Raw genomic sequence first — 23799 nt, forward strand, 5'->3', positions numbered from 1 at the left:
CGGCGGGCAGACCCGGCCCGGCGCCCCCGGACGCCCGGGGCAGGGTGGCCGCGGTGGTGCGGCCGGCCGCTCCGGTGGCGGTGGTGGCGCGCCCGGTCGTGGTGGATTCGCCGGCGGTGGCGGTCGTCCCGGTGGCGGTGGTCGTCCCGGTGGCCGTGGCTCCACCCAGGGTGCGTTCGGCCGTCCGGGTGGTCCGTCGCGCCGGGGACGGAAGTCGAAGCGGGCCCGTCGCCAGGAGTTCGAGGCCATGGAGGCTCCGACGATCGGTGGCGTGCGCGTCCGCAAGGGCGACGGCGAGACCGTCCGGCTGGCCCGCGGCGCCTCGCTGACCGACTTCGCCGAGAAGATCAACGTCGACGCCGCCCAGTTGGTGCAGATGCTGTTCAGCCTCGGCGAGATGGTGACCGCCACCGAGTCGGTCAACGACGAGACGTTGGAGCTGCTCGGCGAGGAGCTCAACTACGTCGTCCAGGTGGTCTCGCCCGAGGACGAGGACCGCGAGCTGCTGGAGTCCTTCGACATCGAGTTCGGTGAGGACGAGGGCGACGAGTCCGACTGGGTGGTGCGACCCCCGGTGGTGACCGTGATGGGTCACGTCGACCACGGCAAGACCAAGCTCCTCGACGCGATCCGCAACGCCAACGTGGTCGCGGGCGAGGCCGGTGGCATCACCCAGCACATCGGTGCCTACCAGGTGGCCACCGAGGTGGACGGCGACGAGCGCAAGATCACCTTCATCGACACCCCTGGTCACGAGGCGTTCACCGCCATGCGTGCCCGCGGCTCGCAGTCCTCGGACATCGCGGTCCTGGTGGTGGCGGCCGACGACGGCGTGATGCCGCAGACCGTCGAGGCGCTCAACCACGCCAAGGCGGCGGGCGTCCCGATCGTGGTCGCGGTGAACAAGGTCGACAAGCCCGAGGCGGATCCGACCAAGGTGCGCGGGCAGCTCACCGAGTACGGCCTGGTCCCCGAGGAGTACGGCGGCGACACCATGTTCGTCGATGTCTCGGCCAAGTCGATGCTCAACATCGACGGCCTGCTCGAGGCGATCGTGCTGACCGCCGACGCCTCCCTCGACCTGCACGCCAACCCGAACCAGGACGCCCAGGGGCTCGTCGTCGAGGCCCACCTCGACCGCGGCCGCGGTCCGGTGGCGACCATCCTGGTCCAGCGCGGCACGCTTCGAGTCGGCGACTCCCTGGTGGCCGGTCCGGCGTACGGCAGGGTCCGGGCGCTGCTCGACGAGTACGGCAACGAGATGGCGGAGGCGGCACCGTCGCGTCCGGCCATGGTGCTGGGCCTGTCCGCGGTCCCCGGCGCCGGCCAGAACTTCATCGTCGTCGAAGACGACCGGATGGCGCGGCAGATCGCCGAGAAGCGGGAGGCTCGGGAGCGGGCCGCCATGCAGGCCAAGCGTCGGGTCCGCCGTACCCTCGAGGACTTCATGAAGGAGATGGAGGAGGGCGAGACCCAGGAGCTCAACCTCATCCTCAAGGGCGACGTGTCCGGTTCGGTCGAGGCCCTGGAGGACTCCTTGGCCAAGATCGAGGTCGGCGACGGTGTCGGCATCCGGGTCATCGACCGCGGCGTCGGTGCCATCACCGAGACCAACGTGCACCTGGCCGCCGCCTCCGACGCCGTCATCATCGGCTTCAACGTGCGGGCCCAGGGCAAGGCGACCGAGCTGGCCGAGCGCGAGGGCGTCCAGATCAAGTACTACACGGTCATCTACCAGGCGATCGAAGAGGTCGAGAACGCCCTCAAGGGCATGCTCAAGCCCGAGTACGAGGAGAGGTCGCTCGGCCAGGCGGAGATCCGCGCGATCTTCCGCAGCTCCAAGATCGGCAACATCGCCGGGTGCATGGTCACCGAGGGCGTCATCCGCCGCAACGCCAAGGTCCGGGTCATCCGGGACGGCTCGGTGGTGGCCGACAACCTCGACCTGGCCTCGCTGCGCCGGGAGAAGGACGACGTCACCGAGGTCCGCGAGGGCTTCGAGTGCGGTCTGGTGCTGCGCAACTTCGCCGACATCAAGGAGGGCGACGTGGTCGAGGCCTTCGAGATGGTGGAGATCCCGCGCGGCTGATCGCGGTGGACTGGGCCGAATGCTCGGCTAGGTATGCAGTCGAACGGTCGCTTCCCATGTGGAACTCCACGTGGGAAGCGACCGCCGGCCTGCATACCTTGACGAACGGGCCCTTGCTGAGAGAGTGAGAGACATGAGCAACCCGCGGGTGCGCCGGATCGCCGACCGGATCAAGGTCGTCGTGGCGCAGATGCTGGAGCGGCGGATCAAGGATCCACGGCTGGGGTTCGTGACGGTGACCGATGTGCGGGTCTCCGGCGATGCCCAGCAGGCCACCATCTTCTACACCGTCCTCGGCGCCGGCGAGGCGACCGACGGCGGCGCGGCCGACCAGGCGGCGACGGCGGCAGCACTGGAGTCCGCCAAGGGCCTGCTCCGCTCCGAGGTCGCCAAACAGCTCGGCATGCGGCACGCGCCGACGTTGGAGTTCGTGCACGACGCCCTCCCGGAGACCGCCCGGCACCTGGACGAGGTGCTGGCCCGCGCCAAGGCGCAGGACGAGGCGGTGGCGGCCAGTCGCGGGACGACGTACGCCGGCGAGGAGGACCCCTACAAGAAGCCGCGTCCCGGCGAGCTGGACGACCTCGATGACCGCGGTGGCCTCGATGACCGCGATGGCCTGGGCGGGCTCGACGGCCTGGACCGGCTGGACTGAGCGCCGATGGCTGAGTCCGGGTTGGTCGTCCTCGACAAGCCCGCCGGTCTCACCTCGCACGACGTGGTGGCCCGGGTGCGCCGGCTGGCCGGTACCCGCAAGGTCGGTCATGCCGGCACCCTGGATCCGATGGCGACCGGCGTCTTGGTGGTGGGCGTGGAGCGGGCCACCAGGCTGCTCGGGCATCTGATGCTGACCGAGAAGGCGTACGACGCCACCGTCCGGCTCGGTCGGGGGACGACCACCGACGACGCCGAGGGGGAGCCGCTCGAGTCCGCACCCGCGGTCGGCGCGCGGATCGCTGCCTTGGACGAGACCCGGATCCGAGCCGCCTTCGCCACTCAGGTGGGTGAGATCGAGCAGGTGCCGACGGCGGTGTCGGCGATCAAGGTCGACGGCAAGCGCGCCTACCAGCGGGTCCGCGCCGGGGAGAGCGTCGAGCTGCCGGCCAGGCCGGTGACGATCCACGAGCTGACGGTGCACGACATCCGAGCCGGACGCGCCGGACAGGCCGGACAGGCCGGACCGGACGGACCGGACGGGCCGGCGAAGGGGCTCGCGGTCGTCGACGTCGACATCTCCTTGCGCTGCTCCAGCGGGACCTACGTGCGCGCCATCGCCCGCGACGTCGGGACCGCGCTCGGCGTCGGTGGGCACCTGATCGCGCTGCGGCGTACGGCTGTCGGCCCCTACCGGCTCGCCGAGGCCGTCTCCCTCGACGAGCTCGCCGAGCGCTACCGGGTGCTGCCGCTGGCCGAGGCCGCCCGGGCCGCGTTCCCGGGCCGGGTCCTCACCGCCGCCGAGGCCGAGGACGTCCGGCACGGACGCCGGCTGCGAGCGCCGTTGGCCGGGCTCACCGCGCTCTTCGACCCCGAGGGGGACTTCCTCGCCCTCTACGAGCCGAGCGGTCGCGATGCCAAGGCCGTCGCGGTGTTCGTCTGAGGCGGGACGCTATCGTGTCGCACGTGCAGTTGTGGCGAAGCCTGTCCGCCGTCGTGGCCGACCTGGGTCCGACGTGCGTGGTGATCGGTAACTTCGACGGAGTGCATCGCGGGCACCAGCACGTGCTGCGCCGCGCCCGGGAGGTGGCCGACCAGCGCGACCTCACCCTGGTGGCGGTCACCTTCGACCCGCACCCGATGGCCGTCCTGCGCCCCGAGCACGCCCCCGGCACCCTGACCGACCTGCCGACCCGGGCAGAGCTGCTGTGCCAGGCCGGGGCGGACGCCGTGCTCGCCCTGCCGTTCGACATGGAGATGGCGTCCTGGTCGCCGGACACCTTCGCCGAGCGGGTGGTGGTCGGTGCGCTGGGCGCGGCGGTGGTGGTGGTCGGTGCCAACTTCCGGTACGGCCACAAGGCCGGCGGCGACGTCGGCACGCTCACCGCCTACGGCGCCGAGCACGGCTTCCGCGTGGAGGGCATCCCGCTCGACGGCGGACCGCAGGTGTGGTCCTCCACCTACGTCCGCACCTGCCTGGCCGCGGGCGACGTCGCCGGTGCCGCCCAGGCGCTCGGCCGGCCGTACGCCGTGCACGGCGTGGTGGTCAAGGGCGATCAGCGCGGCCGCGAGCTGGGCTTCCCGACCGCCAACGTGCCCACCGACTCGCTCACCGCCGTCCCGCCCGACGGCGTCTACGCCGGCTGGCTGACCCGTCTCGACACCGGCCGGCGGTTCCCGGCCGCCATCAGCGTCGGCACCAACCCCACCTTCGACGGCGTGATCGGGCGCCGAGTGGAGTCCTACGTCCTGGACCGCACCGACCTCGAGCTGTACGGCGTCGAGGTCGAGGTGGCCTTCGTCGACCGGCTCCGGGGGATGGTCGCCTTCGCCTCGATCGAGGCGCTGATCGACCAGATGAGCGCCGACGTCGAGGCGACCAGACGACTCCTCGTCTCGTGAGCACCGGTCCCGGGCACGAGCAGACCCTGCGCGCGGCCGAGGAGTGGTTCGGCCGGCACGGGCTCACCTACTTCGTGCCCGAGGAGCGTGCCGCCGCGGCCCGGGCGCTGCGACTGCGGCGTACGCTGCCGCTCTTCGCCGGCGTCGTGCTGGCGCTGGTCGTCGCGGTGGTGCTGCTCGCCGTCTTCGCCGACGTGATCTCGATGGTGCCGGCGCTGGTGATCTCGCTGCTGCTGGTCGTCGCGGTCTGGTACGGGCTGACCGCGGTGCGCGCCCGGCGGATCGTGACGTGGGCGCTGGCCCGTACGGCGGACAGCCTGCGCGCGGTGCTGCCGATGACCACCCGGGCGCTTCCGTTGCTGCTGCTCTTCGTCGCGTTCCTGTTCATCAACACCGAGGTCTGGCAGGTCTGCGCCACCATCGGGGTCGGCGACCTGTGGCTCGCGGTGCTGCTGTTCGTGCTGCTGGCCGCCGGGTTCCTGTGGGCACGGCTGCCGGACGAGGTCGACCGTGCCACCGGTCGGCTGGCGGCGGGCCGGGTGCGCGAGGTCTGTGCCGAGACCCCGCTGGCCGAGGCGGCGCGATCGCTCGAGGAGAGCCGGCTGGGCGCCGCCGCGCCGGTGCGGGGATTCGAACGGACCAACCTGGTGCTGGTCCTGCTGGTCACCCAGATGGCGCAGGTCGTGCTGCTCTCGGTGGCCGTCTTCTGCTTCCTGATGGTCTTCGGAGCGCTGGTGATCTCGCCGGAGGTGACCGACTCCTGGCTCGGATCCGGCCAGGCGCACCGCATCTTCGGCTGGGATCGGCTGACCCGTGAGCTGGTGTCGGTCTCGGTCTTCCTGGCCTCCTTCTCCGGGCTGTACCTGACGGTGTCGACGGTCACCGACCAGACCTACCGGGGCCAGTTCTTCGGCTCGGTGACCGCCGAGCTGGAGCGCGCGGTGGGCGTCCGGGCGGTGTACCTCGCCCTGCGTGCGGGGAGCAGCGCGACCGCCTGAGGGCGAACGCCGTCGAGGGTCAGTCCGCGGCCGGCATGGATCGGCCGAGGTCGACGTACCGGCCGACGGTGGCGTCGAAGGCCGCCAGGCACAGGTCGAGGTTGGCCTGCACGGAGATCCGCCGGCCGAGGTAGGTCGCCAGCGAGGACTCGCGCACGAAGGCGATCCACCCCTCGAAGGCGACCTCGGCCACCCGGCGCTCCCGGCCGTGCGCCCCACCGGCATCGAGCACGGTGGCGCAGGTGCGGGCGAAGACCCGCTCGACCGGACGGCGTACGGCGGGGTCGCGCGCGATGGAGCTGCGGTTGGCGATCACCACCAGCGGGAGGTGCGCGGCGTAGAAGGTCAGATAGTCGCGCAGGCTGCGATCGACGTAGTCGCGCACGGTTCCGTCCGGGCGGTCGCGGCCCGAGGCCCGCAGCCGCTCGTGGGCGCGTGCCCAGATGGCGCCGAAGAACTCCGCCTTGGTGGGGAAGTAGTGGTACAGGAGTGCCCGCGTGACCCCGGCAGCGGCGGCGATGTCGACCATCGAGATCTCCTCGAACGGTCGTTCGCTGAACACCGTCTCGCCGACGTCGAGCAACTCGTCGCGACGCCGGCCGGGAGCCAGGCGACGTCGAGTGGGCACCGATCGATCCTAGTGCCGTGGCGCGATCCCAGTAGGTCGCCGACCCGGTGGGTCGGCGACACCTTGCGCCGCCGCGCCGGCGACGCTAGCCTGCATATTAGACAGGTGTAAAATAGATCGCGGATGCGGGAGTGGCGATGGCGAAGGCATTCCGTACGTGGCTGGTGATCTTCGGCGTGGTGGTCATGGCGATCGCCGCCGCGCACCTGCTGGTCGGACAGTCGACGTACCTCGGCGGTGGCGAGGTCAACGCGACCATGGACTCCGACCTCCGCTTCTTCAACCTGCTCTTCCTGCTCTACGGCCTGGCCTTCGTCTGGGCCGCGGCCGACATCCGGGCCCACGCCCGGCTGATCGACCTGCTCGGGCTGGTCTTCTTCGCCGGCGGGCTCTCGCGGCTGCTCGCCTGGTCCGCGTCGGGCCGGCCGAGCTGGTTCTATGTCGCGATGATCCCGGTCGAGCTGCTGGTGCCGGTGCTGCACTACTGGTGGTTGCGCGCGGCACTGGGCCGGGTCGCGGGGCCGCGCTGAGGTCCGACCGGCTCGGTCACCGCGGCGGCGCGCGACGGACGGCGCGCCGTGGGCACGGCCAGGCGGCGGGATCTCTCAGACCCGGAGCCAGGCCAGCACCGCCCGCACCCGGCGGTGGTCGTCGGTGTCCACGGCCAGGTCGAGCTTGGCGAAGATGCTGCTGACGTGCTTGAGCACCGCCTTCTCGGTGACGCCGAGCCGATCCGCGATCGCGCCGTTGGAGCGTCCCTCGGCCATCAGCGCCAGCACCTCTCGCTCTCGCGCGGTCAGCCGATCCAGCGGCTCCTCGCGGCGGCGTGCCATCACCGCGGCCACCACCTCGGCGTCCAGCACCGTGCCACCCGCGGCCACGCGTCGTACGCCGTCGACGAACTCGGCCACGTCCGAGACCCGGTCCTTGAGCAGGTAGCCGACGGCCGCCGCGCCGCTGGCCAACAGCTCGCGGGCGTAGAGCTGCTCGACGTACTGGGAGAGCACCACCACCGGGAACCCGGGTCGCCGTTCCCGGACGGCGATCGCGGCCCGTAGGCCCTCGTCGGTCTGCGAGGGCGGCAGGCGCACGTCGAGTACGGCGGCCTCGACGCTCGGGTCGCCGAGCGCGCGCTCCAGGTCCGGCAGGTTGTCGACGGCGTGCAGGACGGTGAACCCGTTGCCCTCCAACAGCTCGATCAGGCCGGCCCGGAGGAGTGCGTGGTCTTCGGCGAGGACAAGTCGCACGGAACCTCCATGGTGACGATGGTCGGACCACCGTCCGGGCTGGCGACGGTCAGGGTGCCGTCGAAGGCCGCGAGCCGACGCCTCACCCCGAGGATGCCGGTTCCGCGCGCCGGGTCGGCGCCACCGCGTCCATCATCGCCGACGACGGCCCGCAGGACGTTCCCCGCATGGGAGAGCCGCACCCAGGCGTTCTCCGCGTCGGCATGCTTGCCGACGTTTGCCAGGCACTCCGCCACCCCGAAGTAGACCGCCGACTCCACCGGCGCGGGCGGACGACCGCCGAGGGTGGCGTCGACGTCGACCGGTACCGCCATGTCGAGGGCCACCGCCCGGATCGCGCCCTCCAGGCCGCGGTCCGCGAGCACCGGCGGGTGGATGCCGCGCACCACCGAGCGCAGGTCGTCGATCGCCGCGCCGGTCGTCGCCCGGGCCTCGGTGACCATCCGCCTGGCCGCCTCGGGATCCTGGTCGAGGGCCTGCTCGGCCATCCCGAGTCGCATCGAGAGCGCCACCAGCCGGGCCTGGGCACCGTCGTGCAGGTCCCGCTCCAGCCGGCGCAGCTCGGCCGCGGAGGCGTCCACCGCCTCGGCGCGGGTCTCGGTGAGCACCTGCACCCGCTGCTCGAGTCGTTCGGTGCGGCTGTAGTTGAGGAAGAACAGGTCCATCCGGGCTCGGGCCTGCATCAGCGGAGGGCCGGCGAAGTACCAGATCAGGCCGGTCGCCACCACCGCCAGCAGCACCACCATCACCAGTGAGGCGATCAGCCCGAGGGTCATCGCGGCGAGCATCCAGGCCAGGTCGCGCCAGGTCATCGGGTCGGCCAGCACCGCCCGCAGCCGCGCGATCCAACCCCCGTCCGGTGGCAGCGGCCGGTAGGGCTGCTGGACGGCCACCCCGAGCACCCGGGCGGCCAGCCGGCGGTGCAGGTTGGCCACCGCGCGCGTCATCGGCACGAGCGCCACCAGGATCGGGATCCCGATCCACAGCAGCGCCAGCGTGCCGGCGACGAACCACAGCACGAACAGGACCGTGATCGGGACGAACATCAGCACCTGCAGGGCGGCGTACGCCGTCAGCCGCAGCCGACCCGCCGGTGCCGCCTCCGGAGCGAGGCCCGGAGTGGTCTCCGGCGGGGCCTCGGCGGGCGGAGGGGCACTCATGGTCCCATCCTGCCGTCCGATCGGCCCGTCCGCAGTGGTGCAGGCACCACCTCGATTCGGGTGTCCACGCCACTGACCCGCGCCGGCGCAGGCGGAACGGTGGAGACACCACCCGGAGACGAGGCGCGAGGTCCGGAGACGTCGGCGCCCGTCCGCGATCTCGAGGAGAGAACCCGTGTCCAACCCCTTGACAGCGATCCCGATGCGGGCCGCCCGCTGGAGTGCGTTGCATCCCTGGCGCGCGATCCTCGCCTGGATCGCGCTGGTGCTGGTGGCCGTCGGGCTGGCCGCCACCGTGTCGGTGCACGAGACCGATGACGCCGACTTCCGCGTCGGCGACTCCGGTCGGGCCTCGGCCCTGCTGCACCAGGCCGGCATGACGCCGCTGCCCAGCGAGAACATCCTGATCCGCGCCGCCCACGGCCAGCTCGACGTGCCGCAGGCCCGTGCGGTCGCCGCCGACCTCGCCAGCCGGGCCCGGGACGCGGAGGGCGTCGCCTCGGTGAGCACGCCGATCCTCAACGCCGCTCGGACGGCCGTGCTGGTCTCGGTCGACCTGCGCTCCGAGGACAGCGACGTCACCGATCTGCAACGGCTCACCGCCTCGGTCCAACAGGCCCATCGCGACCTCAGCGTCCGGCAGAGCGGCGACGTCTCCCTGGACGAGGCGATCGACGACCGGGTCGGCGAGGATCTCGGCTCCGCGGAACGACTGAGCCTGCCGGTCACCCTGCTCCTGATGCTGCTCGCCTTCGGCGCCCTCATCGCCGCCGGCATCCCGGTCCTGCTGGCCGGCACCAGCGTCGCCGCCACCATCGGACTGATGGCGCCGCTCTCGCATCTGGTGCACAGCGACAGCACGGTGTCGAGCATGATCGTGCTGATCGGGATGGCCGTCGGTGTCGACTACTCGCTGTTCTACCTCAAGCGGGAGCGCGAGGAGCGTCGCGCCGGTCGCTCCACCCTGGATGCGGTCGAGATCGCCGCTCAGACCTCCGGGCACTCCGTGGTGGTCTCCGGCGGCGCCGTCATCGCGGCGATGGCGGGCCTGTTCCTGATGGCCGACGCCACCTTCGACTCCCTGGCCGTCGGCGCCATCCTGGTGGTCGCGGTCGCCGTACTCGGCTCCATCACCGTGCTGCCCGCGCTGCTGGTCAAGCTCGGCCGCTGGGTCGACCGGCCGCGACTGCCGCTGCTGTGGCGGATCGTGCGTCGCAACGAACGCCGCCGCGCCGACCGCCGGGCTCGTGGTCAGGTCCGACCGGGGCTGACCGAGCGACTGCTGCGACCCGTCGTACGACGCCCGCAGGCGGCGCTGCTGCTCGGCGTCGTCGTGGTCGGGACGCTCGCGGTCCCGGCCTTCGGGATGCGTACCCACGCCAGCAACCTCGACACCCTGCCCTCCTCGATCCCCGAGGTCAGCACCGCCCACCAGATCGAACGGCTCTTCCCCAGCGACGGCGGCTCGACCGCCCGGGTGGTGGTGCGCGGCACCGGCGATACCGCCGGATACCTGAAGCAGGTCGGCGCGGCCGCGGTCGCGACCGGCGTGTTCACCGCCGCCACCCAGCCGATCGACGTCTCCGCCGACGGGCACACCGCCGCCCTCACCCTCGGCATCTCGCACCCCGAGGCGGACCCCCGCTCCGAGGCGGCCATCCGTGAGTTGCGTGCCGAGGTGATCCCGTCCATGGCCGAGCGGGCCGACGCCGCCCACGTCTCCACCGTCGTGGTCGGCGGCGGCGTGGCCGAGGAGATCGACTACGCCGACCACCAGTCCGGCCGGCTGTTGCTGGTGATCGGGTTCGTGCTCGCGCTGACCATGCTGATCATGGTCACCACCTTCCGCAGCGTGGTGCTGGCGGTGGTCTCCACCCTGCTCAACCTGGGGTCGGTCGGGGCCGCCTTCGGCGTGATGACCCTCGTCTTCCAGCACGGCTTCCTGGCTGGGCCACTCGGCTTCACCTCACCCGGCTTCGTGATCGACTGGCTGCCGCTGTTCGTCCTGGTCGTGCTCGTCGGGCTCTCGATGGACTATCACGTCTTCGTGATCACCCGGATCCGGGAGTACGTCGACGCCGGCATCCCGACCCGGATCGCGGTCGCCAAGGGCGTCGGACGCACCGCCGGCGTGGTGACCAGTGCCGCCGCGGTGATGGTCTCGGTCTTCGCCATCTTCGCCACCATGTCCATCCTGGAGATGAAGATGATGGGCGTCGCGCTGGCGACCGCGATCCTGATCGACGCCACCGTGGTGCGGCTGGTGATGCTGCCGGCGGTCCTGGTGTGGCTGGGGGAGCGGGCCTGGTGGCCGCGTCGGCCGGTGGCGCCCGCCGGTGTCGCGGTGACCGACCCGGCCTCCGCTCAGGTCACCGGTCAGGTCACCGGTCAGGCATCGCCGGCGCGCGATCCCGGTGATTGGGCCGGGGAGCCGGCCGCACGTTAGTCTGGTCCGGTTGCCTGCTCGACGCCGTCGGGCGAGCGACGATGCCGTGCGAACGGCCGCGGAACCCAGTGCCCCGGTGAACAGGCCCGGGCGCGCCGCGCAACGAGTGGCCCACGGGCCGAGAGGAGTTCATCCATGGCGGTTGGAACCGACGCGGAGACCAAGAAGAAGATCATCGCCGAGTACGCCACGACCGAGGGTGACACCGGCTCGCCCGAGGTCCAGATCGCACTGCTCAGCCACCGGATCACGCACCTGACCGAGCACCTCAAGCAGCACAAGCACGACCACCACAGCCGTCGGGGTCTGCTGCTGCTGGTCGGTCAGCGTCGTCGGCTGCTGAACTACCTGCAGAAGACCGACATCGAGCGGTATCGGAGCATTATCGAGCGTCTCGGCCTTCGCCGCTGATCGCGGCGCTCCTGCGGAGCGTCTGCGGCGTCGCCGGCGCTTGACGACCGCTTCGCTCTCAAGGTCGCCTTCGCGCCGGCGCCTGGCAGCCGCACACGCAGGAGCACCGCGACACCGGGAAGACCCGCGGCGTTGTCGGGCCTCGACGGCCCGCTTCGCTTGGAGGCCGCCTTCGGCCCTCCGCCTTGCGGCCGCACACGCAGGAGCACCGCGATGCCGGGAAGATCCGCGGCGTCGCCGGGCCTCGACGGCCCGCTTCGCCCTCCAGGTCGCCTTCGCGCCGGCGACTGGCAGCCGCACACGCAGGAGCACCGCGACACCGGGAAGACCCGGGTCTCGCCGGCCCGCTTCGCCTGGAGACTCCTGGGGTGCCGGGCGTTTGGGTACTCGACCGACGGAGAGTCGGGTTGTCGAGTAGCGAGCGCCAGCCGATGGTGGCGCCGGGTGCGATCCACCGGGTTCGGCCTCAGCCGAGCAGCCGGCCGTCCACCATGCGCGCGCCGGACTGCTTGACCACCCGCATGATCGGCACCACCTCCATCGCGGTGATGCCCTCGATCGTGCCGACGCTTCCGCTGCTGAGCTCGTAGAGGTGGCTCAAGTCGCGGCAGGTCGCCGACGCCATCAGGTTGTCGCGCCCGGAGAGTGCCCCGACGAAGCCGATCTCGGGGAGCTCGGCCAGCGCCTGGCCGACCTGGTTCAGCCGGGCGGGTGCGACCTGGAGATGCAGCCGCGCTCCGACGTGGTAGCCGAAGGCGGCGGTCGCCAGATCCAGGTCGATCACCACCACCTGGTGCTCCAGCAGCGCCCCCAGCCGGCGTGCCGCCCGCGCGTCGCTGATGCCTGCCGCGGTGGCCAGGGCGGCGTGGCCGGCCCGACCGTCGGCCGCGAGGGCGGCGAAGATCGCGGCGTCGTACGGCGCCAGCTCCATCGCGCGCCGAGTCCCGCGGAGCGCCGTGACACCACCCAGCGCCGCGGTCTCCTCGGCACTGAGCCGATCGGCGAGCCCGGACCAGTCGTGGGCACTCATGCCGAGGAAGACCCGCAGCACGACATGGGCATCGATGTCGAGCACATGCGCGGTGCGCGGCAGGCTGCGGGTGAGCAGCAGGTCGCGGCGTTCCTGGGAGAGCGACCGGATCGAGAAGGAGACCTCCGAGCCGGCGGCGGTGATCCCCACCCAGGCGATGTCGTCGCGCCCGGCGAGCGCGGTGGCCAACGGCTCGGCCGCGTCCGGGCGGCATCGCACCCGCACCTGCCACAGGTCATGGCCGACGGCGAGCGGGTTGACCACGCCGTGGATCCGCAGGACTCCCTCGCGGCGGAGTGCGGCGTACCGTCGCGAGACGGTGCGCTCGTGCAGGCCGAGCACCTCGCCGATCCGAGCGAAGCTCGCCCGCGGCGCGACCTGCAGCGCCCTGATGATACGCAGGTCGTCGCGGCTCCACGCACGGTGTGGCGACTGCGCCGAGGATGGCATCGATCCACCCCTCTCTGTCGGAATCCATCGTTCCAGCGTTGATCTGTGACAGACAATCACGGATCGTCGCCCCACAGGGTCGTCGTTGTCGGCGGTCCGGGTTACAACTGGGCCCGACGTGTCGGTGAGCGAGGAGAGGAGCGGCGATGTCCGATCACCAGGTGTCCGATCACAGGTGGTGGACCCTCGGCGTGGTGTGCGCCGCCACCTTCATGCTGCTGCTCGACGTCACCATCGTGGTGGTCGCTCTGCCCGACATCCAGACGAGCCTCGGCGCGAGCTTCGGCGAGGTCCAGTGGGTGACCGACGCCTACGCCCTGACCCTGGCCGCGCTGCTGCTCACCTCCGGCGTGCTCGCCGACCGGTTCGGCCGCAAGCGACTCTTCCTGATCGGGCTGGTCGTCTTCACCGCCGGCTCCGTGCTGTGTGCCGCCGCCCAGTCGCCGTTGATGCTGATCTGTTCCCGCGCGGCCCAGGGCGTCGGCGGCGCGATCCTCTTCGCCACCTCGCTCGCCCTGCTCGCCGCCACCTTCCACGGCCGCGACCGGGGCACCGCGTTCGGCATCTGGGGTGCCGTCACCGGCGTCTCCACGGCGCTCGGTCCGGTCCTCGGCGGTCTGATCACCACCGGCGTCAGCTGGCGCGGGGTGTTCTGGGTCAATCTCCCGATCGGCGTGGTCGCACTCGTCATCACCTGGCGGCAGGTGGGGGAGTCGCGCGCGCCGCGGGTGCATCGTCTCGACTGGCTCGGCTTCCTCACCCTCACCGCCGGTCTGCTGTCGCTCGTCTACGGTCTGACCCGCGCCGGGGAGCACGACTGGTCCGACCCGCAGGTGGTCGGCTGCCTGGTCGCCGCCGTGGTGCTGCTGGCCTGCTTCGGGTTCGTCGAGGCGCGGGTCGCGGACCCGATGTTCGACCTGCACCTGTTCCGGATCCCGACCTTCCTGGGTGGCTCGGTGGCGGCGTTCGCGATGAACGGCTCGCTCTTCGCGATGCTGCTCTATCTGACCCTCTACCTGCAGTCGGACCTCGGCTACAGCGCCCTGGCCACCGGTCTCCGGCTGCTGCTGATGTCCTCGATGATGATGATCGCCGCGACGATCGCGGGCCGGCTCTCCGCACGGATCCCGGCCCGGCTGCTGATCGGGCCCGGTCTGCTGCTGGTCGCGGCCGGACTGTTCGCGATGAGTGGGCTCGATGCCACCTCGGACTGGACCCACCTGATCCCCGGGTTCCTGGTGGGCGGCATCGGTGCCGGCCTGGTCAACCCGCCGCTGGCCTCGACGGCGGTCGGCGTGGTGCACCACGACAAGTCCGGGATGGCATCGGGCGCCAACAGCACGTTCCGGCAGATCGGCATCGCGGTCGGGATCGCGACGTACGGCTCGATCTTCGGCTCGATCCTGCAGGACACCAGCCCCACCGGCCTCCGCGGCGACTACGCCCACGGACTGAACGTGATCCTGGTCCTGGCCGGCTGTGTCGCCGCCGGCGGCGGGGTGGCGGCCCTGTGCCTGATCCGCTCCCGTGACTTCGTCGCCGCCCATGGACCGGAGGCCGCGGCCGGCGAGACCGCGGCGGGGGAGGACGCGATGAAGGCGGTCGGCCGCTCCTGAGCCAGATCCGGCCCGGATGACCGGGATGACCAGGATGACCGGGATGACGCCGACGAGGAGTCCCGGGCCGAGCGCGGCGTGGTCGTCGGCTTTCGACTCCGTGCCCGGCCGGCGGATAGGCTGGGCAGGAAAACCACGCGTCTGAATCGGCGAGGCGGGTCGCCTCGCCACGGAATACATAGAGAACAAGAGAACACTTCATGACAGAACCCGTCATCTCCGCTGTCGAGACCGTCATCGACAACGGCACGTTCGGCCAGCGCACGGTCAAGTTCGAGACCGGCCTGCTGGCCCGCCAGGCGGCCGGATCGGTCACCGCCTACCTCGACGACGAGACCATGCTCCTCTCGGCGACCACCGCGTCCAAGCAGCCCAAGGAGCACTTCGACTTCTTCCCGCTCACCATCGACGTGGAGGAGCGGATGTACGCCGCCGGGCGCATCCCCGGCTCCTTCTTCCGTCGGGAGGGCCGCCCGTCCGAGGACGCCATCCTCACCTGTCGCCTGATCGACCGCCCGCTGCGCCCGACGTTCAAGAAGGGCCTGCGCAACGAGGTCCAGGTCGTCATCACGGTGCTCGCGCTCGAGCCGGACACGCCGTACGACGTGCTCGCCATCAACGCGGCCTCGATGTCCACCCAGCTCTCCGGCCTGCCGTTCTCCGGCCCGATCGGCGGCGTCCGGGTGGCGTTGATCGATGGTCAGTGGGTGGGCTTCCCGACCCACAGCCAGCTCGAGGACGCGGTCTTCGACATGGTCATCGCCGGTCGGGTCACCGAGACCGGCGACGTCGCCATCATGATGGTCGAGGCGGAGTCCACCGAGTCCACCTGGGAGCTGGTCACCAGCCAGGGCAAGCAGGCCCCGACCGAGGAGGTCGTCGCCGGTGGCATGGAGGCCGCGAAGGTCTTCATCAAGCAACTCTGCGAGGCCCAGGTCGAGCTCGCCAAGCAGGCCGCCAAGCCGGTCGCCGAGTTCCCGGTCTTCCTCGACTACGCCGATGACGTCTACGCGGCCGTCGAGTCCTCGGTGAAGGACGAGACGGCACAGGCCCTGGCGATCGGCGCCAAGCAGGAGCGTGAGGAGCGCCTCGACGAGATCAAGGCCTCGCTGCTGACCCGTGTCGCCGCCGACTTCGAGGGCCGCGAGGGCGAGATCGGCGCCGCGTTCCGGGCGCTGAACAAGAAGCTCGTCCGCGAGCGGGTGCTGCGCGACAAGGTCCGCATGGACGGCCGCGGCCTGGCCGACATCCGGCCGCTGCACGCCGAGGTCGGCGTCATCCCGCGGGTGCACGGCTCGGCGCTCTTCGAGCGCGGCGAGACCCAGATCTTGGGCGTCACCACGCTGAACATGCTCAAGATGGAGCAGCAGCTGGACACGCTCTCCCCGGAGACGCACCGACGCTACCTGCACAACTACAACTTCCCGCCGTACTCCACCGGGGAGACCGGCCGGGTCGGCTCGCCGAAGCGGCGCGAGATCGGTCACGGCGCGCTCGCCGGCCGGGCGCTGGTGCCGGTGCTGCCGACCCGGGAGGAGTTCCCGTACGCCATCCGGCAGGTCTCCGAGGCGATGGGCTCCAACGGTTCCACCTCGATGGGCTCGGTATGCGCCTCGACGATGTCGTTGCTGCAGGCCGGGGTGCCGCTGAAGGCGCCGGTGGCCGGCATCGCGATGGGGCTGATCTCCGGTGAGATCGACGGCGCCACCCAGTACGTCGCGCTCACCGACATCCTCGGGGCCGAGGATGCCTACGGCGACATGGACTTCAAGGTCGCGGGCACCAGGGACTTCGTCACCGCGCTGCAGCTGGACACCAAGCTCGACGGCATCCCGGCCGAGGTCCTCGCCCGGGCGCTGAACCAGGCCAAGGACGCCCGGCTGACGATCCTGGACGTGATGGCCGAGGCCATCACCGGTCCGGAGGAGATGGCCCCGACCGCGCCGCGGATCATCACCGTCAAGGTGCCGGTCGACAAGATCGGCGAGGTCATCGGGCCCAAGGGCAAGGTGATCAACCAGATCCAGGACGACACCGGCGCCCAGATCTCGATCGAGGACGACGGCACGGTGCTGATCGGCGCCACCGACGGCGCCGCCGCCGAGGCCGCCCGGGCCGCGGTCAACGCGATCGCCAACCCGACCATGCCCGAGGTCGGCGAGCGCTACCTGGGCACCGTGGTGAAGACCACCAACTTCGGCGCCTTCGTCTCGCTGCTGCCGGGCAAGGACGGCCTGCTGCACATCACCAAGCTGCGCGCGCTCAACGACGGCAAGCGGGTGGAGTCGGTCGACGACGTGGTCGAGGTCGGCCAGAAGATCCAGGTCGAGATCGCCGAGATCGACGACCGCGGCAAGCTCTCGCTGGCTCCGGTGCTTGAGGAGAGCGCCGAGGCCGGCGCCGAGGCTCCCGCCGACGCCGCGGTCACCGAGGAGTGAGCTGAGGCTCGTGGCAGCACGCATCACCCCGACCGGTCAGCAGGGTTCTGCTGGCCGGTCGGCCTCTTACGGGAGCACCACCACCCTGGAGCAGACCGCTGCTCCCGACGGTTCGCTGACCTCACTGGTGCGGCGCACGACGATGCCCAGCGGCCTGCGGATCGTGACCGAACGGATGGCCGGCGTCCGCTCGGCCGCCGTCGGGGTCTGGGTGGGCGTCGGCTCGGTCGACGAGGACGACCGGTTGCACGGCTGTTCGCACTTCCTCGAGCATCTGCTGTTCAAGGGCACTCCGAGCCGCAGCGCACTCGACATCTCGATAGCGCTCGACCAGGTCGGCGGGGAGTTCAACGCCTTCACCGCCAAGGAGTACACCTGCTTCCACGCCCGCGTGCTGGACGAGGACCTCCCGATCGCCATCGACGTCCTCGGCGACATGATCACCTCCTCGACCCTCACCGCCGACGACGTGGAGGCGGAGCGCGACGTCATCCTGGACGAGATCGCGATGCACGACGACGACCCCGACGACGTGGTGCACAACCTCTTCGCCGCGCAGGCCTGGGGAGCGAACAGCCCGCTGGGACGCGGCATCGCCGGGAGCGAGGAGTCGATCTCGGCGCTGCACCGAGACGAGATCGCCGAGTTCTACGGCGCCCACTACCGCCCGGAGCGGGTGGTGGTGGCGGTGGCCGGCAACCTCGATCACGACGAGGTCGTCGAGCTGGTGGCGAAGGCGTTCGCCGGCGCCGGCTTCCTGACCGGGACGCGTACGCCGATCCGGCCGCGGCGGCCCGGACGGTTGCCCGTGCACCCGGGTGAGCGCCGGGCGCGACGTCCCTTCGAACAGGCCAATCTGGTGCTCGGCACCGAGGGGCTGCGCCGTGACGACGAGCGCCGGTTCGCGCTCGGCGTGGTGAACGCCGCGGTCGGCGGCGGCACCTCGAGCCGGCTCTTCCAGGAGGTGCGCGAGCGGCGGGGACTCGCCTACTCGGTCTACTCCTTCACCGGCAGCCACGCGGACTCGGGGCTCTTCGGGGTGGCGGTGGGATGCCTGCCGAGCAAGCTCGACGACGTACTCGCCACCGTGCGCGGCGAGTTGAGCCGAGTGGCGGCCGACGGCATCACCGCGGAGGAGCTGGCGCTCGGCAAGGGTCAGCTCAGGGGTGGCCTGGTGCTCGGGCTGGAGGACTCGGGCGCGCGGATGTCGCGGCTGGGCAAGGCCGAGCTGGTCCATGACGAGCTGCTCACCATCGACGAGGTGCTCGGGCGGATCGAGGACGTCACCCTGGCGGAGTGTGCCGCCGTCGCCGGCGAGGTGCTCTCCCGTCCGGAGCTGCTCGCGATCGTCGGCCCCTGACCCGCGCGCCCCTGACCTGGGCGTGGCACGCCAAGGAGTGGGGAACAGAAGGTCGGGCGGGGCTCAGCCGAGGTCGAGGACGTGCTCCAGGCCCACGGTGAGGCCCGGATGATCGGCGACCGCCCGCAGTCCGGCCACCGCACCGGGGCCGAACGAGGCCCGGTCCAGCGAGTCGTGCCGGATGGTTAGGGTCTCGCCGACCTCGCCGAGGATGACCTCCTGGTGCGCGACCAGGCCGCGGATCCGTAGGGAGTGCACATGGACGCCGTCCACCTCGGTGCCGCGCGCGCCGGGCGCGCTGGTGCTGGTCGCGTCCGGCACCGGGCCACGGCCGGCCGCTCGGCGGGCCTCGGCGACCAGCGCGGCGGTGCGTGACGCGGTGCCGGAGGGGGCGTCGGCCTTGGTCGGATGATGCAGCTCGACGATCTCGACGGAGTCGAAGTACGGCGCCGCCTGCGCGGCGAACTGCATCATCAGGACCGCGCCGATGGAGAAGTTCGGTGCGATCAGCACGCCGACCTCCGGCTTCGCGGCCACCCAGCCGCGAAGCCGGTCGAGCCTGGCCTGGTCGAAGCCGGTGGTGCCGACCACCGCATGGATGCCGTGGGCGATGCAGAACTCCAGGTTGCCCATCACCGCCGCCGACGTGGTCACCTCGACGACCGCCTCCACCCCGGAGTCCAGCAACTCCTCGAGGCTGTCGGCGGAGCCGAGCCGGGCGACCAGATCCAGGTCGTCGGTCGCCTCGATCGCCTGGCAGATGGCACGTCCGAGCTTCCCGCTCGCTCCCAGTACGCCGACCTTGGTCACCGCTCCAACCTACGCGAGTCGAACTCGCCCACCGCGCACCGGGCCGTCGGCGGACCTGTACCGCGCATCGGCCGGTGCGTCTGGCAGGCTTGGCATCATGGTGGTGCAGACGATCCCCGCGCGGATCCGGTGGGCAGTTGACTTCATCGACGTCCAGCCGACCGATCACATCCTGGAGATCGGCTGTGGTCCGGGCACCGGCGCGGAACTGATCTGCTCGCGGCTGGAGACCGGGAAGCTGTTCGCCATCGACCGCTCGGAGTCCGGGGTCGACCGCACCAAGCGGCGCTGCGCGAAGTTCATCGAGGCCGGGCGATTGACCGTGCGGCAGATCGATCTGGCCACCCTGCGGGTGCCGGTCAAGCGACTGAACAAGGTCTTCGCGTTCAACGTCAACCTGTTCTGGGTGCGCGACGCCTCGGCCGAGGTCGCGCTGCTGCACGAACGGGTGCTGCCGGGCGGCACCGTCAACATCTTCTACGAGGCCACTCGCCGCGAGCAGGTGCCCGAGATGGTGGAGAAGACCTCCGCGGGCCTAGTCGACGCCGGCTTCCGGGTCTCGGTGATCGACAGCAAACAACCCGCTGCGATCGGCATCATCGGCCGTCGTTGAGCCGTCGCGGCCGCACGAGACGACGGTCAGCGGCCGGTCAGCGGCGCCGTACCCGGGCCGGATGCACCCGGCCCGGGTGATGCTCCCGCACCACCGCCGAGGCCAGCAGCACGCCGGCAAGACCACCGAGGACGGCTCCCGCCGACGCGGCCAGCTCGACGTTGGTCAGCACCGTGAAGCACAACCCGGCGAGAACGCCCACGACCAGGCTGATCGAGCCGATCAGCAACTGGTGGAACAGCGGAAGTCGACCGAACATCCCTGCACCTCCTGTTCCCATGGTGACGCGTCGCGCGGACAAATCAAGGGTCGCGTCGGGACCAGATCCCACCCGGCAGAGAATCGGTGGAGCCGACCGGCGACGGCACCTCGATCAGTGGTAGGTCTCGGGGAGCTGACCGCCGATCTTCAGCTGCGGCTTCGGCATCCGCAGCACGCGCAGCTGCACCGCGCGCATCACCATGTAGTAGGTGGTGCCCTTGTAGCTCTGGTCGGGGAAGCGTCGACGCAGCTGACGGCGCAGGCCGAAGCGAAGCACGATCAGATTGACGATGACCACCACCAGCATCACCAGGATCACGCCCTGACTGACCAGGGCGAGCCGGGTGCTGCCGACGTATCCGAGGACCATCGCGACCACCAGCAGCGGCAGGATGATCTCGGCGACCGTGAACCGGACGTCGACCCAGTCCCTGACGAACCGTCTGACCGGGCCGCGGTCGCGGGGCGGCAGGTAGCGCTCGTCGCCGGTCTTCATCGCCTGCTGGGCCCTGGCCCGCTGCTCCCGTGCGGCGGCCGCCTGCTCCTTGCGGGTGCGGGCCGGCTTGAGACGTGCCTTCCGGGCGGCCTCCGCCTCCTTGCGCGTCGGGGTGGGGCGTCCCTTGCCGCCCTCCTTGGCCGCGGTCGACGAGGCGGTCGCGGAGGAGGCGGACTGGGTGGTCTGGGACTTGCGTGAGAACAACGAGAACCTCGGGAGGGCGAGTGAGCAGGTGTGAACCGGGACGGCCATGGACAGACTATCGGTGTCGCGGCCGGGGACGCTCACCGTCGCGCACGCTCGGGTGGCAGGGGTTGTGGGTCGGGCCGTAGGGTTGAGGCCACGGCCGTTGACGGAACTTGGGGGCGGCGATCGCTCCTACGCGTGAGAGAGGCGTTAGTCCATGAGTCTGATGAAGCGCATGAGCCTGATCTTCAAGGCCAAGGCGAACAAGGCGCTCGATCGCGCCGAGGACCCGCGCGAGGTGCTCGACTACAGCTACCAGAAGCAGCTGGAGATGCTGCAGCAAGTGCGTCGAGGTGTCGCCGACGTGGCCACCAGCCGCAAGCGCGTCGAGCTTCAGATCAACCAGCTCAAGCAGCAGTCCGACAAGCTGACCAACCAGGCTCAGCAGGCGATCAACATGAATCGTGAGGACCTGGCTCGCGAGGCGCTGACCCGCAAGTCGGCGCTCACCTCGCAGATGAACGACCTCTCCGCCCAGCACGCCCAACTGCAGGGTGAGGAGGAGAAGCTCACCCTCGCCCAGCAGCGGCTGCAGGCCAAGGTCGAGTCCTTCCGGACCCGGAAGGAGACCATCAAGGCCACCTACACCGCCGCCGAGGCCCAAACCCGCATCAACGAGGCCGTCTCCGGCATCGGCGAGGAGATGGGCGACATCGGGATGGCGATGCAGCGGGCCGAGGACAAGACCCAGGAGATGCAGGCGCGGGCCGGGGCGGTCGACGAGCTGATCGCCTCCGGCGCGCTGGAGGATCTCACCGCCAGCCCGAACGACGACATCAGCCGACAGCTCGACGCGCTCAGCTCCTCCTCCGACGTCGAGGCCGAGCTGGCCGCGCTGAAGGGCCAGAGCGCTCCGCAGGCCATCGGCGGCACCGATCAGGCCAGCACCCCGGTCATCGACGTGACCACCCAGAAGGAGCAGTCCTGATGATCGTCCGGATCCTGGGGGAGGGTCAGTACGACGTCTCCGATGATGCGATCGACCGACTCAACGAGCTGGACGCGCGTGTGGAGAGTGCCGTCGAGGCGGCCGACCAGGCTGCGTTCGAGTCCGCGCTGAGCGAGCTGCTGGAGGGCGTTCGGACGCTCGGCGTGCCGCACGCCATCGACGCCATCGATGCCTCCGACGTCATCCTGCCGGGGCCCGATGCCACCATCGACGAGGTCTCCGAGATGCTCGCCGAGGACGGGCTCATCCCCGGCTGAGCCGACGAGTCGCCACCGTTCGATGGCCGTGGGTGGTTGAATCGCCGGCGTCGGCTGGTTGAGTTGTCACCCAGTCGTCCGCCGTGGATGGCAACTCCGTCGCTACGAGAGAAAAAGTGAGCATGTCCCGCACCAGATTCGCCGCAGATGCCGGCCTGACCGCCCGCATGACGACGGTGATGTTCCTGCTCGGCGCGATCTTCGTCGCGCTGATCGTGGCGTTGATGCTGATCCTGCCGGCGCAGTGGGCTCCGTTCATCGGGCTGATCGGGCTCGGACTGGCCTGGTGGCAGTGGTACAGCTCGGACTCGATAGCGATGCGTGCGATGCGCGCCCGGGAGGTGACCCCGGAGCAGGCACCCGAGCTGCACGCCATGGTCGACCGGTTGTGCACGCTCGCCGACATGCCGAAGCCGCGGGTCGGCGTCGCCGACACCGACCTGCCCAACGCGTTCGCCACCGGCCGCTCGCCGCGGCGCTCGGTGGTGGTGGTCACCACCGGCATCCTGCATCGGCTCGACGCCGAGGAGCTCGAGGGCGTGCTCGCCCACGAGCTCTCCCACGTCGCGCACCGCGACGTCCTGGTGATGACGGTGGCGTCCTCGGCCGGGATCATCGCCGGCATGCTCACCCGAGGCTCGCAGTACGGGTTGCTGTTCGGTGGTGGGCGAGACCGACGCGACAACAACAACGGGCTCCCGGTCTGGCTGGTGGTGCTGGTGGTCTCGCTGGTGGTGTACGCCGTCAGCTTCCTGTTGCTCCGTCTGCTCTCCCGCTACCGCGAGCTCGCCGCCGACCGGGCCGGCGCCCAGCTGACCATGAAGCCGCGTGCGCTCGCCTCGGCCCTGCAGAAGATCACCGGCGAGATCAACCAGATCCCGCAGCAGGATCTGCGCGCCACCCAGAGCATGAACGCGTTCTTCATCGCCCCGGCGATCAGCGGCGTCTCGCTGCGCACGCTGACCTCCACCCACCCCAGTCTGGAGCAGCGGCTGGAGCAGCTCGCCCGAATCGAGGCCGAGCTCAGCCGGCCCACCGGCTGAGCGGCCGGACACTCCGGATACCTAGGCAAGGAGAACGCGGATGGGCTTCTGGGACGTCGTCACCGGCCGGAGTCGACCCAAGCAGGCGAACCTCGACGCCCTGTTCGCCGTACCGTCGGCGGCGATCACGTTGCAGGCCGCCCTCGGCCTGACCCCGACCGGGGACGGATCGGTCTGCTACCGCGCCGCCAGCGGCGCCGGGTTCGCCGGTGCGCAGAACGACGTGATCGCGCTGCTGCGCGACGCCGAGAACGCACCGGACGTCACCACCACCCAGGACTCCTTCGGCTTCACCTGGCTGCAGATCGACCGTCCCCCGGTGAGCGCCGACAACCCGGACCTGACCGGACTGTGCACCGACCTGCACGCGGTGAACACCACCTTGGAGACCAACGGGTTCGGCTCCGGACTGCTCTGCTCGCTGATTCCGTTCGGCTCTCCCGACGGCCGCCACGTCGGCCTGGTCTATCTGTACAAGCAGGGCACCTTCTATCCGTTCGCACCCACCGGGAGCGAGCAACGGGATAACCTGCTGGAGATCTCGGTGCGCGATGCGCTCGGCGGCGAATTGCCGGTGGAGAAGGACCTGTCGCGCTGGCTCGCGCTGTGGGGCGCCCCCGGCCTGTGAGCCGCCGCGGACGGCTCCCGGCCGCCGTCGATCCCGGGGTCGGCCAGGCTGTCCACAGGTCCAGCAC

The 23799-nt window shown here is 70.9% G+C and carries 23 protein-coding genes; 16 read left to right on the forward strand and 7 right to left on the reverse strand.

Annotated elements, in window-relative coordinates:
• From infB to QM638_RS05340, 5 genes are all read left to right on the forward strand, one after another.
• On the forward strand, positions 1-2089 hold a 2089-nt coding region (infB, locus tag QM638_RS05320), incomplete at its 5' end, for a translation initiation factor IF-2 (RefSeq protein WP_415140904.1).
• A gap of 133 nt (positions 2090-2222) precedes the next feature.
• Positions 2223-2744 (forward strand): 30S ribosome-binding factor RbfA, encoded by a 522-nt coding sequence (rbfA, locus tag QM638_RS05325; RefSeq protein WP_415140905.1) that lies wholly within the window; start codon positions 2223-2225, stop codon positions 2742-2744.
• A 6-nt stretch (positions 2745-2750) separates the two neighbouring features.
• Positions 2751-3686 carry a tRNA pseudouridine(55) synthase TruB gene (gene truB, locus QM638_RS05330; protein WP_415140906.1) on the forward strand — a complete coding sequence of 312 codons (936 nt, stop codon included), beginning with the start codon at positions 2751-2753 and terminating at the stop codon, positions 3684-3686.
• A 23-nt stretch (positions 3687-3709) separates the two neighbouring features.
• On the forward strand, positions 3710-4645 hold the full coding sequence (locus QM638_RS05335; protein WP_415140907.1) for a bifunctional riboflavin kinase/FAD synthetase: 936 nt from the start codon (positions 3710-3712) through the stop codon (positions 4643-4645).
• Positions 4642-5643 (forward strand): hypothetical protein, encoded by a 1002-nt coding sequence (locus tag QM638_RS05340; RefSeq protein WP_415140908.1) that lies wholly within the window; start codon positions 4642-4644, stop codon positions 5641-5643. The genes QM638_RS05335 and QM638_RS05340 overlap by 4 nt, the downstream gene beginning before the upstream one ends.
• Before the next feature lie 19 nt (positions 5644-5662).
• Here the strand turns inward: QM638_RS05340 and QM638_RS05345 are convergent, their stop codons facing one another.
• Positions 5663-6271 carry a TetR/AcrR family transcriptional regulator gene (locus tag QM638_RS05345; protein ID WP_415140909.1) on the reverse strand — a complete coding sequence of 203 codons (609 nt, stop codon included), beginning with the start codon at positions 6269-6271 and terminating at the stop codon, positions 5663-5665.
• 137 nt (positions 6272-6408) lie between these two features.
• On the opposite strand from QM638_RS05345, the gene QM638_RS05350 reads away from it, so the two are divergent.
• On the forward strand, positions 6409-6801 hold the full coding sequence (locus QM638_RS05350) for a DUF4345 domain-containing protein (RefSeq protein ID WP_415140910.1): 393 nt from the start codon (positions 6409-6411) through the stop codon (positions 6799-6801).
• A 75-nt stretch (positions 6802-6876) separates the two neighbouring features.
• On the opposite strand, the gene QM638_RS05355 is transcribed toward QM638_RS05350, so the two are convergent.
• Together QM638_RS05355 and QM638_RS05360 are read right to left on the reverse strand one after the other, a co-directional pair.
• Positions 6877-7518, reverse strand: a complete 642-nt coding sequence (locus QM638_RS05355) for a LuxR C-terminal-related transcriptional regulator (RefSeq protein ID WP_415140911.1) — start codon at positions 7516-7518, stop codon at positions 6877-6879.
• Positions 7470-8678: a sensor histidine kinase gene (locus tag QM638_RS05360; protein WP_415140912.1), complete on the reverse strand. Its 1209-nt coding sequence runs from the start codon at positions 8676-8678 to the stop codon at positions 7470-7472. Before QM638_RS05360 ends, QM638_RS05355 begins: the two co-directional genes overlap by 49 nt.
• Before the next feature lie 175 nt (positions 8679-8853).
• Here QM638_RS05360 and QM638_RS05365 point away from each other — a divergent pair, with 175 nt between their 5' ends.
• Together QM638_RS05365 and rpsO are read left to right on the forward strand one after the other, a co-directional pair.
• Positions 8854-11124: an MMPL family transporter gene (locus tag QM638_RS05365; RefSeq protein WP_415140913.1), complete on the forward strand. Its 2271-nt coding sequence runs from the start codon at positions 8854-8856 to the stop codon at positions 11122-11124.
• Between the two features lie 135 nt (positions 11125-11259).
• On the forward strand, positions 11260-11535 hold the full coding sequence (gene rpsO / locus QM638_RS05370) for a 30S ribosomal protein S15 (RefSeq protein ID WP_415140914.1): 276 nt from the start codon (positions 11260-11262) through the stop codon (positions 11533-11535).
• A gap of 466 nt (positions 11536-12001) precedes the next feature.
• Here the strand turns inward: rpsO and QM638_RS05375 are convergent, their stop codons facing one another.
• Positions 12002-13015 (reverse strand): Lrp/AsnC family transcriptional regulator, encoded by a 1014-nt coding sequence (locus QM638_RS05375; RefSeq protein WP_415140915.1) that lies wholly within the window; start codon positions 13013-13015, stop codon positions 12002-12004.
• Positions 13016-13161: 146 nt separating this feature from the next.
• Between QM638_RS05375 and QM638_RS05380 the strand changes: the two genes are divergently transcribed.
• The 3 genes from QM638_RS05380 to QM638_RS05390 all read left to right on the forward strand — a co-directional run bounded on the left by QM638_RS05380 (position 13162) and on the right by QM638_RS05390 (position 18429).
• On the forward strand, positions 13162-14631 hold the full coding sequence (locus QM638_RS05380) for an MFS transporter (RefSeq protein ID WP_415140916.1): 1470 nt from the start codon (positions 13162-13164) through the stop codon (positions 14629-14631).
• Positions 14632-14831: 200 nt separating this feature from the next.
• Positions 14832-17069: a polyribonucleotide nucleotidyltransferase gene (locus tag QM638_RS05385; protein ID WP_415140917.1), complete on the forward strand. Its 2238-nt coding sequence runs from the start codon at positions 14832-14834 to the stop codon at positions 17067-17069.
• Between the two features lie 10 nt (positions 17070-17079).
• A complete protein-coding gene (locus QM638_RS05390) occupies positions 17080-18429 on the forward strand; it encodes a M16 family metallopeptidase (RefSeq protein WP_415140918.1) in 1350 nt (449 codons plus the stop codon).
• Between the two features lie 63 nt (positions 18430-18492).
• Here the strand turns inward: QM638_RS05390 and dapB are convergent, their stop codons facing one another.
• Positions 18493-19239, reverse strand: a complete 747-nt coding sequence (gene dapB / locus QM638_RS05395; RefSeq protein ID WP_415140919.1) for a 4-hydroxy-tetrahydrodipicolinate reductase — start codon at positions 19237-19239, stop codon at positions 18493-18495.
• 97 nt (positions 19240-19336) lie between these two features.
• Between dapB and QM638_RS05400 the strand changes: the two genes are divergently transcribed.
• Positions 19337-19852, forward strand: coding sequence for a class I SAM-dependent methyltransferase (locus QM638_RS05400; RefSeq protein WP_415140920.1), 516 nt, complete (start codon positions 19337-19339; stop codon positions 19850-19852).
• 37 nt (positions 19853-19889) lie between these two features.
• Here the strand turns inward: QM638_RS05400 and QM638_RS05405 are convergent, their stop codons facing one another.
• Positions 19890-20111 (reverse strand): OapA N-terminal domain-containing protein, encoded by a 222-nt coding sequence (locus QM638_RS05405; protein WP_415140921.1) that lies wholly within the window; start codon positions 20109-20111, stop codon positions 19890-19892.
• Positions 20112-20225: 114 nt separating this feature from the next.
• A complete protein-coding gene (locus QM638_RS05410) occupies positions 20226-20861 on the reverse strand; it encodes a DUF3043 domain-containing protein (protein WP_415140922.1) in 636 nt (211 codons plus the stop codon).
• A 151-nt stretch (positions 20862-21012) separates the two neighbouring features.
• Here QM638_RS05410 and QM638_RS05415 point away from each other — a divergent pair, with 151 nt between their 5' ends.
• The 4 genes from QM638_RS05415 (at position 21013) to pspAB (ending at position 23732) form a co-directional block, all read left to right on the forward strand.
• Positions 21013-21783, forward strand: coding sequence for a PspA/IM30 family protein (locus tag QM638_RS05415; RefSeq protein WP_415140923.1), 771 nt, complete (start codon positions 21013-21015; stop codon positions 21781-21783).
• Positions 21783-22061 carry a PspA-associated protein PspAA gene (pspAA, locus tag QM638_RS05420; protein ID WP_415140924.1) on the forward strand — a complete coding sequence of 93 codons (279 nt, stop codon included), beginning with the start codon at positions 21783-21785 and terminating at the stop codon, positions 22059-22061. The genes QM638_RS05415 and pspAA overlap by 1 nt, the downstream gene beginning before the upstream one ends.
• Before the next feature lie 122 nt (positions 22062-22183).
• Positions 22184-23104 carry a zinc metalloprotease HtpX gene (gene htpX / locus QM638_RS05425; RefSeq protein ID WP_415140925.1) on the forward strand — a complete coding sequence of 307 codons (921 nt, stop codon included), beginning with the start codon at positions 22184-22186 and terminating at the stop codon, positions 23102-23104.
• Between the two features lie 40 nt (positions 23105-23144).
• Positions 23145-23732 carry a PspA-associated protein PspAB gene (gene pspAB / locus QM638_RS05430; protein WP_415140926.1) on the forward strand — a complete coding sequence of 196 codons (588 nt, stop codon included), beginning with the start codon at positions 23145-23147 and terminating at the stop codon, positions 23730-23732.
• Positions 23733-23799 lie beyond the last annotated feature (67 nt).

Origin of the sequence: Nocardioides sp., from assembly GCF_047606145.1 — a bacterium.
GTDB lineage: Bacteria > Actinomycetota > Actinomycetes > Propionibacteriales > Nocardioidaceae > Nocardioides.

Excerpts from the sequence above, each read along its gene's own strand:
- QM638_RS05360 (WP_415140912.1), bottom strand. The coding sequence starts at position 8,678 with ATGAGTGCCCCTCCGCCCGCCGAGGCCCCGCCGGAGACCACTCCGGGC.
- QM638_RS05350 (WP_415140910.1), top strand. The coding sequence starts at position 6,409 with ATGGCGAAGGCATTCCGTACGTGGCTGGTGATCTTCGGCGTGGTGGTC.
- htpX (WP_415140925.1), top strand. The coding sequence starts at position 22,184 with ATGTCCCGCACCAGATTCGCCGCAGATGCCGGCCTGACCGCCCGCATG.
- pspAA (WP_415140924.1), top strand. The coding sequence starts at position 21,783 with ATGATCGTCCGGATCCTGGGGGAGGGTCAGTACGACGTCTCCGATGAT.
- QM638_RS05375 (WP_415140915.1), bottom strand. The coding sequence starts at position 13,015 with ATGCCATCCTCGGCGCAGTCGCCACACCGTGCGTGGAGCCGCGACGAC.
- QM638_RS05410 (WP_415140922.1), bottom strand. The coding sequence starts at position 20,861 with ATGGCCGTCCCGGTTCACACCTGCTCACTCGCCCTCCCGAGGTTCTCG.
- QM638_RS05415 (WP_415140923.1), top strand. The coding sequence starts at position 21,013 with ATGAGTCTGATGAAGCGCATGAGCCTGATCTTCAAGGCCAAGGCGAAC.
- QM638_RS05380 (WP_415140916.1), top strand. The coding sequence starts at position 13,162 with ATGTCCGATCACCAGGTGTCCGATCACAGGTGGTGGACCCTCGGCGTG.
- QM638_RS05385 (WP_415140917.1), top strand. The coding sequence starts at position 14,832 with ATGACAGAACCCGTCATCTCCGCTGTCGAGACCGTCATCGACAACGGC.
- pspAB (WP_415140926.1), top strand. The coding sequence starts at position 23,145 with ATGGGCTTCTGGGACGTCGTCACCGGCCGGAGTCGACCCAAGCAGGCG.
- rbfA (WP_415140905.1), top strand. The coding sequence starts at position 2,223 with ATGAGCAACCCGCGGGTGCGCCGGATCGCCGACCGGATCAAGGTCGTC.
- rpsO (WP_415140914.1), top strand. The coding sequence starts at position 11,260 with ATGGCGGTTGGAACCGACGCGGAGACCAAGAAGAAGATCATCGCCGAG.
- QM638_RS05400 (WP_415140920.1), top strand. The coding sequence starts at position 19,337 with ATGGTGGTGCAGACGATCCCCGCGCGGATCCGGTGGGCAGTTGACTTC.
- truB (WP_415140906.1), top strand. The coding sequence starts at position 2,751 with ATGGCTGAGTCCGGGTTGGTCGTCCTCGACAAGCCCGCCGGTCTCACC.
- QM638_RS05405 (WP_415140921.1), bottom strand. The coding sequence starts at position 20,111 with ATGTTCGGTCGACTTCCGCTGTTCCACCAGTTGCTGATCGGCTCGATC.